The 14071-nt window shown below is 61.0% G+C and carries 9 protein-coding genes; 3 read left to right on the top strand and 6 right to left on the bottom strand.

Features of this window, described 5'->3' with window-relative positions; translation table 11 throughout:
- Positions 1–15: 15 nt before the first annotated feature.
- Positions 16–1749, bottom strand: a complete 1734-nt coding sequence (polX, locus tag HS101_09710; protein ID MBE7506548.1) for a DNA polymerase/3'-5' exonuclease PolX — start codon at positions 1747–1749, stop codon at positions 16–18.
- Between the two features lie 75 nt (positions 1750–1824).
- Positions 1825–3075, bottom strand: coding sequence for a hypothetical protein (locus HS101_09705; GenBank protein MBE7506547.1), 1251 nt, complete (start codon positions 3073–3075; stop codon positions 1825–1827).
- A gap of 98 nt (positions 3076–3173) precedes the next feature.
- Here HS101_09705 and HS101_09700 point away from each other — a divergent pair, with 98 nt between their 5' ends.
- Complete coding sequence (locus tag HS101_09700) at positions 3174–4280, top strand: 6-phosphofructokinase (protein MBE7506546.1); 1107 nt, start codon at positions 3174–3176, stop codon at positions 4278–4280.
- Between the two features lie 108 nt (positions 4281–4388).
- Here HS101_09700 and HS101_09695 read toward each other — a convergent pair whose 3' ends face one another.
- The 4 genes from HS101_09695 to HS101_09680 all read right to left on the bottom strand — a co-directional run bounded on the left by HS101_09695 (position 4389) and on the right by HS101_09680 (position 8330).
- Positions 4389–6083 carry a tetratricopeptide repeat protein gene (locus tag HS101_09695; GenBank protein MBE7506545.1) on the bottom strand — a complete coding sequence of 565 codons (1695 nt, stop codon included), beginning with the start codon at positions 6081–6083 and terminating at the stop codon, positions 4389–4391.
- On the bottom strand, positions 6080–7360 hold the full coding sequence (locus tag HS101_09690; protein MBE7506544.1) for a tetratricopeptide repeat protein: 1281 nt from the start codon (positions 7358–7360) through the stop codon (positions 6080–6082). Before HS101_09690 ends, HS101_09695 begins: the two co-directional genes overlap by 4 nt.
- A 127-nt stretch (positions 7361–7487) precedes the next feature.
- Complete coding sequence (locus HS101_09685) at positions 7488–7865, bottom strand: hypothetical protein (protein ID MBE7506543.1); 378 nt, start codon at positions 7863–7865, stop codon at positions 7488–7490.
- Positions 7866–8330, bottom strand: a complete 465-nt coding sequence (locus HS101_09680; protein MBE7506542.1) for a hypothetical protein — start codon at positions 8328–8330, stop codon at positions 7866–7868.
- A gap of 317 nt (positions 8331–8647) precedes the next feature.
- On the opposite strand from HS101_09680, the gene HS101_09675 reads away from it, so the two are divergent.
- Entirely contained in the window at positions 8648–10507 is a 1860-nt protein-coding gene (locus HS101_09675; GenBank protein ID MBE7506541.1) for a DNA topoisomerase VI subunit B, read from the top strand.
- Between the two features lie 376 nt (positions 10508–10883).
- Positions 10884–14066, top strand: a complete 3183-nt coding sequence (locus tag HS101_09670; protein MBE7506540.1) for a proprotein convertase P-domain-containing protein — start codon at positions 10884–10886, stop codon at positions 14064–14066.
- The last annotated feature ends 5 nt before the right edge of the window (positions 14067–14071 follow it).

The raw sequence follows: 14071 nt of genomic DNA, 5'->3' as shown, positions 1-14071 counted from the left end.
CGAAGCTCGCGAGGCTCATGCTTTCTTTCGCTTCTTGTTGATCCACAATCGCATCACTGCCAGCGGTCGCGTGTTCAGGACGTCGGCCGCCTTCAGCCATGCACGCCGCGCCGTCAAGATGCCGTACTGCATCTGGGCGAGTTGAGCCGGGGCATGTGAGTCCGTGTCAATCGAGAGCATCACGCCGGCGTCGCGGGCCATGCGCACGTGGCGATCGCACAGGTCCAGCCGTTGCCACGATGAGTTCAGTTCCAGCACCGTCTGGGTCGCGGCGGCCTGCTTGATGATCTCAGGTATGTCCAGATCCATCGGCGCGCGGCGATTCAGCAGCCTGCCCGTGGGATGGCCGAGGATCGTCACGAATGGGTTCTCCATGGCCGTCATCACACGCTGGGTGATCTTTCCCTTTTCCTGACGCAGGGCCGAGTGGACGCTGGCCACGACGATGTCACATGCCGCAAGAATCGTGTCCGGGTAGTCGAGCTTTCCATCCGCGAGAATGTCGCACTCGCAGCCGATGAGCACGGCGATCGTCTTATGGGCCTCGTTGAGCTTGCGGAGCTTCTCGATCTGTCGCCACATCCGATCGATGGAAAGCCCGTTGGCCTGCACGCTGGAGCGCGAATGGTCGGTGATGGCGATGTACTCATAGCCCTTGTCGCTGGCGGCCTGGGCCATCACCTCCGCCGACACGGTTCCGTCGCTGGCGCTGGTGTGCATGTGCAGGTCGCCGCGAATGTCCTCCAGCTTGATGAGTTCGTCGAACGCCTTCGCCGTCGCGTCGAATTCCCCCCGGTCCTCGCGGCACTCCGCCGGAATGCACGGCAGCCCGAGTTTCTTGTAGATGCCCGCCTCGTCCGCGCCGGCCAGTTGCTTGTCGCCGTCGAACAATCCCCACTCGTTGAGCGTCCACTTCTTTTTCACCGCGATGCCGCGGACGCGGACATTGTGCTCTTTGCTCCCCGTGAAGTATTGAAGCGCGGCGCCGAATGAGGCCGTCGGCACCACCCGGCAATCCGCCTGGATCGGCAAGCCGTCGCGCCGTTCGACAATCACGGAACCCTTCGTGTCGCCGCCGGCCAGCACCCTCTTGACCTGCGGAAGAGTCGTGAACGCCTTGATCACTTCGGGCCCGTCATCGGATTCGCACAACAAATCCAGATCGCCGATTGTCTCGCAGCCCCGCCGAACGCTGCCGGACACCTCGACGCGCCGGACCGACTTGACCCGCCGCATCGCCTCGGCCAACTCATTGGCCAGCGGCATGGCCAGACCCAGCGGTGTGCGCTCGTCTGCCTTTTCGATGAAGCTCATCCCGTCGGCGATCTGCTTGACGCTCTTCTCGCCCATGCCCTTGAGAGCGGCAAAGCGTCCGTCGGCGATGACCGCCTTCAGGTCATCCACGTTTTCGACTTTTAGTTCCTTCCAGACCAGCGCGATCTTCTTCGGCCCCATGCCGGGAATCTTGAGCAGTTCCGGCAGCCCCTTCGGAACGGAAGAGCGCAGTTCTTCCAGCAGAGAGATCTTTCCTTCCGTCAGGTACTGCGAGATTTTTTCCGAGGTGGCCTTTCCGACGCCCTGGAGCTTGGCTACTTCGCCGCGCGCGGCGATTTCGCTGATGTCCTCGGTCAGATTCTTGATGGTCCGTGCGACGCGGCGATAAGAATTAACGCGAAAAGCGTCCTCCCCCTTGATTTCGAGCAGGTCGGCGATCTCGTCGAAAATGGACTCTAAACTCTCGTTGCCCATGACTTCGAGTCTAATCCGCCGATGACCTGCGCGAAAGACCCCTCACGGCCGCGCTAACAGAACGAGCGAATTGGGCTACTCCGAATCATGCGCTCCGGTGCGCCAATAGTCGCCGGGCGTGTGAATCAAGTCGCGGTCGTCGATGTGTCGAAGCCCGGCAGCGCTGATGTACGCCACTTTTGCGTCGAGTGTCCGCTTAAAACCTTTGCTTTCCGCCGACCACGGGTAGAGCGAGAATTGCAGGGCAGAGGCGACGGCGATCGAGATTGCGAGTATCAGGCCGCGCCGCCGAGTGCATCGACTTGTCACGAGATGAGCGATCAGCCAATACACGGCTGGAATGAGCAGGAGCGTATGCCCGGCTTCCGTCATGTGAATCAGGACGAGAAATGCCGTGAGCGGCAGCATCCATACCAAGAGGAACGCATTCAGACTTCCGAACGCCCCAACCGTTGCTGGACGCAGCCTTTCCTGCCGCAACAGGCAGCCGCCCGCGCAAATAACCAGCGGCAGGCCCACCTGCCAGGCGGCTATCGCAACGAGCTTGGCTGCATTCCTGAGAAGGCCGTCGACAGCGCCCAGCCTGAAGACACTCGTATTAAGGATGACGTCGACGGTGTGTCCGACCTGGGGCACACCGCCCATCACGGGCGCCCTGCCATAAAGCCACGATTGGACACCAAAGACCCAGGCAGTCCCCATCGCAAGGACCAGCAAACAAAAAACGCGATCGGCCCGCTTGAACCGCCATGCAGTCGCCAACACCATCGGCCCCAGCCACAACAGCAGGTCGGGTCGCAGTTGCATCGAGAAAGTCAGGCAGGCAGCGGCCCAACGCATGTGCGCCGCCGACTGGTCGATGACCGCTCGCCGACAGTTCATGGCCACTAGCAGCCCTGCCGCGCATGCTGCCGAGTAATTAAGCGCTGTCGTCCCCATGAACCAGGTCAGCGGGCAAACCCCCATCGCCAGGGCGATCCACCATCCAATCGCGTCGTCTACTTCCCGCCGCAGCGCCAGATACAGGAGCCACGGAGCGAGCACCGAACAGACCACCGACCACGCCTGATACGCCGCATAGGGCGGCGCTCCACATCGGGACAGCAGGGTCCCCATGGCCACCCACAATGGATAGCCCGGCTGATGCACGGGATAAGCCGCCGGGAAACCGATCGCCGATATAAACTCCAGCTCATCTCCGTGAACGGGCGTCGGATGATCCAAAAGCGCCACCCGAGAGACGAGCAGCACCAGGAGAAGAGCCGCCGTTCGAAACGGTCGGCGCGAGTCGGCTCGGCGGCAGGCTGAAGGGATCAATTCGCTCACGCCGCGTAATGCTAGGTCTCGACGCGACCATATGCAAAACGTAGAGTACGCTTCACGATTCGTAACCTTGAGTTGAACCTCGACTCGGAGCCCTCGTCATGTCCGAAGGTCCCATCAAGCGCATCGGTATCCTTACCGGCGGCGGCGATTGTCCCGGCATCAACGCCGTCATTCGCGCCGTCACAAAAACCGCCATCTTTGACCACAAGTGGGAGTGCTTTGGAATTGAGGACGGTTTTCTGGGCCTCATCGAAAACCGCATCCGACCTCTGCACGCCGAGAGCGTCAGCAACATCCTCACCCTGGGAGGCACCATCCTCGGCACTTCAAACAAGGCGGATCCCGCGCGATTCGCGGTGGGCACCGATGCCGCAGGCAAGCTGATCTTCAAGGATGTTCGCGACAAGTGCATTGAGAATTATCGTGCCCACGGCCTCGATGCGATCGTCGTCATCGGCGGCGACGGAGCGATGAGCTGCGCGACCGGCCTTCTGCCCGGGGGCGTCCGGTGCGTCGGCGTCCCCAAGACCATCGACAATGATCTCATGCATACGCACATCACCTTCGGTTTCCAAACGGCCGTTGAAATCGGGACCGACGCAATCGACCGCATTCATACGACCGCAGCGAGCCACCATCGCATTTTGGTCGTTGAACTCATGGGAAGGAACGCGGGATGGCTGACGCTTTACGCCGGCCTGGCAAGCGGCGCAGACATTATTCTCATTCCCGAAATTCCCTACGACATCGGCAAGCTCTGCGAATTCTGTAAGAACCGCATGGCACATCGTCATCGCAGCACCATCGTCGCGGTGTCCGAGGGCGCCAAGCCGCTGGGCGGTAGTCAGTTTGTTCAGCAGACCGTTGCAGACAGCCCCGATCCCATCCGGCTCGGCGGCATCGCCCCGGTGCTTGCGAAGCAACTTGAAATGTGCAGCGGGATCGAGGCCCGATCAGTCGTCCTTGGGCATGTCCTGCGCGGCGGAACCCCATGCGGCGCAGACCGGGTTCTCGCGACGCGTCTTGGCCACAAGGCCATCGACCTGCTCGCCGCCGGTCAGTTCAACAGGCTCGTCGTGGTGCAGCACGGACAAATGACCAGCGTGCCGATCGAGGAAGTGGCCAATCGGCAGCGCCTGGTCCCGCGCGATCACGATCTCGTCCGCGCTGCCCGCGCAGTTGATACCAGCTTCGGTGATGAGTAAAGAATCCCAGTCGGGAATTCGGAAGCGGCGAGGCTCGCGCTTTGCTCATGCCCGCGGCAATGACAAGCTCGGACGTCACTCAAGATCGCGCGCTTCTGGAGTGGAGCGTTACTCTTCTCGCGATTTGGCCATTGCCCGCTGGGCCTGCTCGGCATACTCCGAATCGGGCGCCAACTCACTCACGATCTGCCACGTCGCCTGTGCCCGATCGATCAGCCCCATGTTTTGCAGCGACAGGGCCAGATTCGCCTGAAACGCCACGTTTCCCGGATTGCCGCTGACCGCCTGTTCGAAGTGCTCGACCGCCATCTCGAATTGATTTCGCTGAACGAACAGCAGGCCGATCTGATAGTGCAGATCAACATAATCCGGCCGAACGTCGGTCGCCTGTTTGAAGACGTCGATGGCCTCCTCAGTCTGGTCGGCCTCGGAGAGCGCCAGGCCAAGCTTGATCAGCGCCTTCATGTAAGTCGGATTGATCGTCGCCGCCTGACGAAAGGACGCGATCGCATCATCGAGTTGCCCTCGATTGCGAAGCAAGAGCCCCAGGCGGTAATGCAGATCGGCGTGATTGGGACTCTGAGTGATCGCATCGCGCACACGCTGAATCTGCTGCGACAGCAGGTCGGTGAGATGTTCCGGCGTGTCCGATTCACCTGCGGGGTTCGATCCCAGGATGAATCGTTCTGATTGTTGTCCGGCCGCCGCCTTCAAGTGCATGCGCGCCACTTCAGAAAACAGCAGCGTGCTGTTCGGCTCGATGTTGCGGGCCATCTCGAACGAGCTCAACGCCTCGGCAGTTCGGCCGGACGCGTGCTGCGCCACGCCGATTCCCACGTAGGCCGACAGCAGCCGGTCATTGAGCTCAAGCGCGGTCGAGAACCACTGCGATGCCTGCTCGAATCGGCCCGCGCGAAGGTGCTGGGTGCCCAGCTTGACGTTCGCCTCCAGATAGTCCGGCGATATCTGCGCCGCACGCTCGTACTGAAGCGTCGCGGCGGAGTCGTTGCCGATTCGCGCGTACATATCGCCCAGTCGCAGTCGCGTATCCGCGAATTCCGGTTCCTTTTCGATCATCTTGTGCAGATGCTCAATTGCCTCGCGAATCAGCCCCGCCTCCTCATAGGCCGAGACCACATCGTTGTGCACCGTCCAGTTATCCGGCTCAAGCGACAACGCGTACTCGTATCGAGCGATCGCCTTCTGGTGTTCCCCCTGTTTCAGGAGAAGATTCGCCAATCCCAGTTGCAGCTCCGTCTGCTCCGGGTCCAGTTCGCACAATCGAGTGTAATGATCCGCCGCGGCCTCGATCATCTCGCGCCGAAGGTATATCGCCGCAAGCCGCTCGTGCGCATTTCGCAGTGTCGGGCAAACGCTGATCGAGTCCTCGTAATAGGTGATCGCCGCGTCATCCTGATTGAGCCGTTCATGGCAATAGCCCAGGCAAAACAAAATCGACGGATTGAGCGGGTCGGCCTTTTGCGCCGTGCGCAGTTGCTCGAGCGACAAGTCCACCCTTCCCAGAGCGTCGAGGGCGCACGCCAGGCCGATCCTCGCCGCGAAATGTTCCGGGTCCTGAGCAATGATCGCCTCAAAGATTCGTCTTGCGTCCGCAATCCGGTCGCTGCGCAGCAGTTTCCCACCGAGCCGCACTCTCGCGGAAACGTCCGATGGGCAGGTCTCCACCAGCCGCTCAAGATCCTCGATCTCCTCTTCCGTGTTCGTACCGAGAATGGAGTCGAATGCACCGACCAGTTGCGCGATCAGACCGCGCCCCAGCACTTCGAGCAAATGAGACATCATGCCCCCCCTTCGGCGGCCGCCACCAGCTCCAGCGCCTCCCGGGCACTCTTGAATTCACCATTCAAGGTCAGGGCCCGGCGATACGCCGCGCATGCTTCTTCCCTGCGACCGCTCTGGCGATACAGTTCGCCGAGCAGATAATGAACATCCGGATAGTCCCCACCCGATTCGATCGCCGCGATGAGTCGTTCCATCGCCGGCCCCGATTCGTTCGTCTCCGCGTACAGCCGGCCCAACTGAATCAGCGCCTGCACGTAACGCGGATTGATCTGCACGGCCTGTTGGGCGAAGGCAATGGCCTCCTGAGTCTTGCCCAGGCGGCGATAAACTCGCGAGCAGTGATAGTGAAGGTCGGCGTAGTCCGAATGGCGCTCCAGAGCGCGTTCCAGCGTTCCCGCGAGCATGGCGAAGATCTCGCCGTCAACATCCGATGCCGGCAGATTGAGAAACGCCTCGACGAATTCGGGGTCCTGCGTGATCACGTCGCCCAGTTGATCGAGGGCGTTGCGATTCTCGCTTGCGCCGACAAATGCAATCTCCCCTGCCGTCTCGACCGGGCAACTCAGCATGGCCATCGCGAGCAGTTGAGCGATATGGGCATCGTGCGGCTTCAGTCGCTGCGCCGATCGTAAATGTCGAACCGCCTCTTCCGGCATCTGCCGTGCGCCGTAAGCCATCCCCAAATGAAGTTGCACAGACGGATCGAAGGGGCTCAGCCTCTCGGCGGCTTCAAGGCTCTTGGTCGCCGCTTCGTATTCCCCAGCCGATGCCTGGATCAGACCAAGTTGAAATCGCAGGTCCGCGCGTCGCGGCGCCAGATCGATCGCCCCAACGAGCGTTTCGATGGCCCGATCCTGCTGACCGTCGCGTAGGAATGCGTGAGCAAGGCGGATCGGAATCGCCGGATCGCGCCGCTGGTCACCGGGCGTTCTCTCCAGCTCGTCCGCGGCCATATCGAATCGCCCCTGACCGACGTGGCACGCGATGATGTATTTCGAAAGTCCCTCGGAGTTCGGGTTGATTCGTCGGGCCTCCGCAAAGTGCCGCGCCGCTGGCGCAAATGACTTGGCATTCAGCTCGCGAATGCCCTGCTTCATGTGCGCCTGGCCCAGATAGAATTTGGCAAGCGTCGCCGGCAGGCTGGACTGCTCGGCGATGGATGCGAGCAGCTCGATCGCCTCTGAATATCGGCCCGTCTCAAACGCGGCGATGCCCTTCTGGTAAATGGCGGCGGCGTTTGCCAGTCCTGATCCGATCGTCTTTTTCTTGCCAAACATGATGATTCCCTGGTCCGTTAACAATTCGCGCGGCCCTTCCATGAGCCATATTTTGCTATCGACATGGCATGTGGCAGGAATTACCTAGGATTCGACGGGGAGGCGGCAGGATTCGCATCGAGCTGTATTACAGGCGCTCACCGCAGGCTGGGCACACGGGCTCGCTCAACCCGCGGAGTTCGCCCCGGCAGCGACGGCAAAACGTCCCGCCGATCTCGCAACGTCCGAAGAAATGTCGCAGGATCGCGAATAGCGAGATCGCCAGAATGATCCCGACAAACGCGTCCAGAAATGCCGCAGGATCTTCGAAGTCTAGTCGCTCGCTGAAACGGACTGAGATTTCAGTCCCCGTGCCTGAGATGTAAGTGGGGTGTCCACCTGTTTCGGGCGAGGGCCCGTCCACCAGCCAGACGCACCAATAGTAGCTCGAAAAGGGCCAGCAAATCAGCACCGTCCCCAGGGCGCTGAGCGCCACGCACGACCAAACCGGCAGCCTGTGGCGCATTTAAATCATCTCCCCGCACTCAGGGCACCGCGGCGATTGCAATCCTATAAAGATGTACCTGCATCGGCGACAACGCGAGTGGGGATCGCGCAGGTCCGGTCGTCCAATGCGTCTCGACAACATCGCGAACGCAATGATCCCGACAACCGAGCTCGGCAGGACCGTCGGAATGGTATGAATCAGATTCGATTGCCATGCGGCGCTCAACGCCGGCACGGACGACGACCACATTCGCAGCGACTCCTGCGCCCAGTTAGCCACGATGATTCGCGCGGATTCGTTTCGCCAGATGCTGCCGGTCGGGGAGATGAAGCGCAGCCCGCGACCCGTGCGCAGCTCCGTGTGCCAGTGCCAGCCGGCGTAAAGGCCGTGAAAAACCAGCGCGATCAGCACCGCGACGACGAATCGCTGATATGCCGGCCACAATCGACGCGCGGTCCGCCGATGTATTGTCCAGAGTGACATGGAACTGTGCTTCCGACTGGTTGAGGGTTGTTCTTGCCGCCGCACATCGCGTGCCAGACAGCTCGTTCATGGATTGACTACGAATAAACACAGGCAATCTCGCAAACCGGTCCTGGGTGGCGCCGCCGGTTTCCCCGGTCTTGTGAGGATTTGACCGATGGCTATTATGGTTTCACTAGAATTTCCATCAAACCCGCGGGGTGCCACGGATGGCGACGGCGACACAGTCACAGCCGAATAGGAAGAAAAAGAGCTCGGACGAGACGCCCCTGTTGTTCACACCTGACCAGGCCGCGCTCGGCAAGCCGGTGATCCCCATGCCCAGGAAAGCAGTCGTCGCCCCTAAAAAGGCGCCTCGAAGAGAATCAAATGACGATTCGCCTCCGAAGAAGCGCAAAGCCAAGAAGGGATACGCCACCGCGGAGTCGATGTCCAAGGCCCAGCGGGAGATCTCAGTCTCAGAGTTCTTCGCCAAGAATCGCCACCTCCTCGGATTCGACAACAAACGCAAGGCCCTCCTGACTACAGTCAAGGAAGCCGTCGACAACAGTCTCGACGCATGCGAGGAGGCGGGCATCCTCCCGGACATCTTCGTCAAGATCGAGCAGACCGACGCCGAACGATTCCTCGTCTCCGTCCGCGACAATGGCCCCGGCATCGTCAAGAATCAGATTCCCAACATCTTCGGCAAGCTGCTCTACGGATCCAAGTTCCACCGGCTCAAGATGAGTCGCGGCCAGCAGGGCATCGGCATCTCCGCCGCAGGCATGTACGGCCTGCTCACCACCGGCAGGAGCGTCAAGATTACCTCGCGAACCAGCGCCAGAAGTGAGGCGCACTATTACGAGCTTCAGATCAACACCAAGACCAACGACCCGCAAATCGTGAAGGACACGACCGTCCAGGTCGATTGGGCGCACGGCACGCAGGTGGCCATCGAACTCGTCGGCACCTATCAGAAGGGCCGCGCTTCTGTTGACGAGTATCTGGAGCTGACCGCCATCGCCAATCCGCACGCGAGCTTTCAGTTTGTCGATCCTGCGGGCGGCGTCCTCGAATTCCCTCGTGGGACCGAAACAGCCCCGGAGCCGACCACGGAGATTAAGCCCCACCCCTACGGCATCGAGCTCGGCGTACTTATCAAGATGCTCAAGGATGCCCGGCAGGGAACGGTCGCGCAGTTTCTACATCACGAGTTCAGCCGGGTCAGCAGTTCCACAGCAAGCAGCATCTGCGACAAGGCGAAGATCAGTTCCCGCGCCCGTCCTTCGCGCATCGGAACTCACGAGGCCGAGACGCTCTACAAAGCCATGCAGGACACCACGATCCGCGCTCCGTCCACTGACTGCCTTTCTCCGATCGGTCCCGAGCAGATTCTCGCCGGCTTGCTAAAAGGGGTGAAGGCCGAGTTTTTCACCGCCGGCACGCGCCCCCCCGCGGTCTATCGCGGCAATCCATTTCAAATCGAAGTCGGACTTGCCTATGGTGGTGAGCTGGGGCCCGATCCCTCCGCTGAAGATGATGAAAACGGGTCAAAGAGTGAGGCCGTCGTCCGCCGCGGAAAAGTCGTTCAGGAGTCAAAGGGCCCCTCTCAGGCGAGGCTCATGCGTTTCGCCAATCGGGTTCCGCTGCTCTATCAGCTCTCGGGGTGCTGCATTTACAAGGCGGTGATCGACGTCGAATGGCGACGATATGGTCTGTCCCAGCCCGGCGGAAATCTGCCCACCGGCCCGCTCGCCATCTTCGTCCATATGGCCAGCGTGTGGGTCCCCTTTACCAGTGAAGGCAAGGAAGCCGTCGCCGACTACGACGAGATTCGCAAGGAGATCAAGCTGGCCGTGCAGGAGTGTGCTCGCAAGCTTCAGGGCTACCTCAACCGCAGAAAGAAAGCCAAGTACGAGGCCGATCGCCGCAGCGCCTTCACCCGCTACATCGGAGAGGTGGTCAACGCCTGCAACGAGATCAAGCGCGTCAACAAGCAGGAACTCACCAACCAGCTTCTCGAAGTTGCCAAGCGCATCACGGCCCGGGCCGACGAGGAAGTCGAGCTCATCGGCGGCCAGACCGGTCGCGGAAGGAAAAAACAATCGGACCTGCCCGGAAGCGAGTACGGCGAGAACACCGTCGTTGTTGACCGGGCCGAGACCCCGACTGGTCCACTCTTCACCAGAAACTGATCGCACTGGGCGACAACGACCCACCATGCGGAATCTGTACGGGCCCGTCACCCGAACAGGTGATGCGTTTGGTATCAAGAAACCGGTTATCGGCAGCGCCCTTGATCGTGTATTTCGGAGCACTTCTCCCCGCGCCCGCCTGAGCAAGCCTTTCAACAGGCTGAAGATTTCGTTCCCTGCTTGTTGATACCAGTTGCAATGCAGTAGGATACGCTTATTGGTTCGATTAACGGCGCATCGCCCATAGTGGGGAGGAACCGCATACGTCAAGTTCATCATCCTTGACCCTCGTATGCGCTCATCATTTCATCCCGAGCACCGCGCTTGAGGACCCGCATTATTAGCGCCCATTTAATTTCCAAAAGGACAAGTGACCATGTCCCAGACTCGACCGTCCCGAATGCTGTCGCGCATGTGCTGTCTCGCCATCATCGCGCTCTTGCTTCCCGCGGCGCCCTCACTCGCGCAAGTGATGAATCAGGACTACAAGCGCGACCCGAATCGAAAGCCCGAGGCCATGCGTCAGGTGCAGATGGCTCCGATCGACTTCGCCGCGATCAACCAGGAAGATGACCTTCGCGCCGCCCAGGGCCTGCCTCCGCGATTCGCGATTCCCAATGTCGTACAGATGACACCAGAGAACACCGGCGTCTGGTCGAATATGCCCAACGGACGGCGTCGCTGGACCCTTGATATCAACTGCGAGAACGCTCGTTCAATGAACCTGGGCTTCACTCGATTCGTCATGCCCGAAGGCGGTGAACTGGTCTTCCGCGCCGCCGATGCTCAGATGGCCGTCCGCCCCTTCACCGCCGCGGACAATGCGTCGCATGGCCAGCTTTGGACGCCGCCGCTAAACACCAATCACGTCGTCGTGGAAGTCACACTCCCCGCCGAACAGGTTCCCGCCCTGGACCTGATCCTCGGTTCCATCAACGTCGGCTATCGAGAGTTCGGCGAAGTGGCTGCCGAAGCTGGGGCCGGACCGCGGTCGGGATCGTGCAACGTCGACGTGGTCTGCACGATCGCAGATCCGTGGGAGGCGGAAATCAATTCCGTCGCCGTCATTTCCACCGGCGGTAGCACCTTCTGCACCGGCTTTATGGTCAACAACACGGCGCAGGACCTCAAGCCCTACTTCATGACCGCCAATCACTGCGGCATCTCGTCCGGCAACGCCGCCAGTCTCGTCGTCTTCTGGAATTTCCAGAACTCCATTTGCCGCGGTACCCCCGGCGGCGGTGGCACCGGCGACGGCACGCTGTCCGATTTTCAGACCGGCTCATTCTTCCGCGCAGCGTCTTCCACCTCCGACTTCACCCTTGTTGAGCTCGACGAAGCGCCAAACCCCGATTGGCAGGTCTCCTTCGCTGGCTGGGATCGTCAGGGCCTCAACCCGCCCAGCGGCGCCTGCATTCACCATCCCGACACCGACGAGAAGCGCATCACCTTCTATGACGGGTCATCGCTTCATCCGACTCACGGTTCGAGCTGGGGATGCTCGGCATTCCCGGGACCGGGCGACAATACGCATATCAAAGTCTACTGGTCGCTTGGCGTCACTGAGCCCGGCTCCTCCGGCTCACCGCTTTTCGACAATAACCATCGCGTGATCGGCCAGCTTCACGGCGGCGCATCCTCATGCAGCGCCACCGGCGAATCGATCTCGGATTGCTACGGCCGCATCAGCCGTTCATGGACCGGCGGCGGAACCAATTCGACTCGCCTTTCCAATTGGCTCGATACGGGCAACACCGGCGCGATGTTTGTCGACACAATCTCCGGTGCCGGCCTGGGCGTCGCCCCCGCGGGCCCCACGCTCCACCTCGGCTCGGTTGGCGGTCCTTTCACGAACCCGACCGTTGTCTACACCTTATCCAACCCGTCGCCCAGCCCCATCAACTACACCGTCTCGCTGACATCGAACTTCGGAATTCTTCTGGATGGCGGCACCAGCCCGCTCGCCGGCTCACTTCCGGCCCTCGGTGGCTCGGTCAACGTGAATGTCACACTCGGCGCGGCCATTAATTCGCTCGGCGCCGGCATCTATAACGAAACCATCGAGTTCACCGACACCACCAACAGCCGAATCGTTCAGCGACTTCATACGGTCGAGGTTGGAACGACCGACTTTTCCACCACTCCGGCTGACGGCCTCTCCGCCGGCGGCCCGGTGGGCGGTCCCTTTACGGCAACTCAGGCGTACACCGTGACCAGCACGCGCCCGACCCCCGTCAGTGTGCAGATCGCCGCCAATCAGCCGTGGATTTCCATCAATGGCGGCGCTGGACCCGTCAATTTCGTCCTCAACGGAATCGGTGACAGTCAGATTGTCACCATCGGTTACGGCGCAACCGCCAACGCCCTGGGCGCCGGTCTCTACAACGGCTCGGTCTCCATCTCCAACAATTCCGGCGGCGCAGGCACGACAACTCGGCCCGTCGCACTCGATGTCGGTCGATACTCCTATTCCGCGACCGGCCTGCCCACGGCGATCTCGGACAATACGACCACGACGCGCACCATCAACGTCGCCGACAACTACTGCATAGCCGACGTGGACGTCCAGATCGACATCACCCACACCTACATCGGTGACCTTTCGATCGATCTCATCTCGCCCACCGGTGTCACCGTTCGCCTGCACAACCGAACCGGTGGATCGACCGACGACATCCACAAGCTCTACGACGATGGGGTCACCAACCCCGACGGCCCGGGCACGCTCGGCGACTTCGCCGGCACGCAGGTGCAGGGCGTCTGGACCCTGAATGTCCGCGACAACGCCAGTCAGGACGTCGGCACCCTCGACAACTGGGTGCTTAAGATCGCCTCCACCGGTTTGGGCAACTGCGCCGTGCGTGATCTCGTCCACGATTACCCGCTGACGACCAACCCCGGTTGGAGCGTGCAGGGCCAATGGGCCTACGGCGTTCCGACCGGCAGCGGTGGCGATCCCACCTCCGGCTTCACAGGTCCAAACGTCTACGGCTACAACCTTTCCGGCCAATATCCCAACAACATGGCCACGCCGCAGTACCTGACCACAACGGCGATCAACTGCTCCGGCCTCACCGGCACGCAACTGCGCTTCCGCAGATGGCTCGGGGTCGAGTCTTCCTCCTATGACCACGCCAGCATCCAGGTCTCCAACAACGGCACAACTTGGACGACGGTTTATGACCACGCCGGCGGTTCTTTCAGCGATACGTCCTGGCAACTGTTGAACTACAACATCTCCGCCGTCGCCGATGGTCAGTCCACCGTCTTCATCCGCTGGGGAATGGGCCCGACCGACACCTCCGTCACCTACTGCGGTTGGAACGTCGATGACGTACAGATCTGGGCTTTCGTGCCCGATCCGTGCAAGGGCGTACTCGTCGCCGACATGAACGCCGACACCTTCATCGACGGACGCGACGTTCAGAAGTTTGTGAACACGCTCATGAACCCCGGATCGGCCACTCAGCAGGAGCTCTGCGCCGCCGACGTATCGGCCGACGCCAACGTGGACATGGCCGACCTTGATCCGTTCGTCAGTGCCGTACTCGGTATCTGATGAGA

Source organism: Planctomycetia bacterium, assembly GCA_015075745.1.
Lineage (GTDB): Bacteria > Planctomycetota > Phycisphaerae > UBA1845 > UTPLA1 > UTPLA1.
The sequence above is the reverse complement of the archived record's forward strand: the minus strand, read 5'-3'. Positions and strand labels throughout refer to the sequence as shown.